This window comes from Oleiphilus sp. HI0080, from assembly GCF_001635135.1.
On record NZ_LWFU01000223.1, the window covers coordinates 1 to 317 of the forward strand.

A 317-nucleotide genomic window follows, 5' to 3' on the forward strand; every position below is an offset into this window, starting at 1 on the left:
ACCTCGATCTGTCTCTGTATCCGCTAAAAAAACAGTTTGGCCTTTGAGCACAGCTTCCGTTCTCTTTCTCATGGCCTCTGCCAGATCGTAGCTCGAAAACGCGGCCACCTGTAAAAATGGCGCTAACCGATCTTCTACAACGACAGCCGAGCCAACGCCCGAATTCTGTGGCGATTTTTTACTCGTTGGCTGGGTCATTAATCGCTCAAGTTGAACTCGTGCCGTACCCTTGTCTTTAAAGCCTAGCTTGATTGCTGCAGCATAGGACAGATCAATAATTCGGTCACTATGAAAGGGCCCTCGATCGTTTATTCTAA

Annotated in this window: 1 protein-coding gene; it reads right to left on the reverse strand. The window is 47.9% G+C overall.

Going from position 1 to position 317, the window contains the following annotated elements; all coding sequences use genetic code 11:
- Nucleotides 1–317 (reverse strand): septal ring lytic transglycosylase RlpA family protein (locus A3751_RS23380; protein WP_231876825.1); only part of this gene is annotated, 317 nt, incomplete at both ends.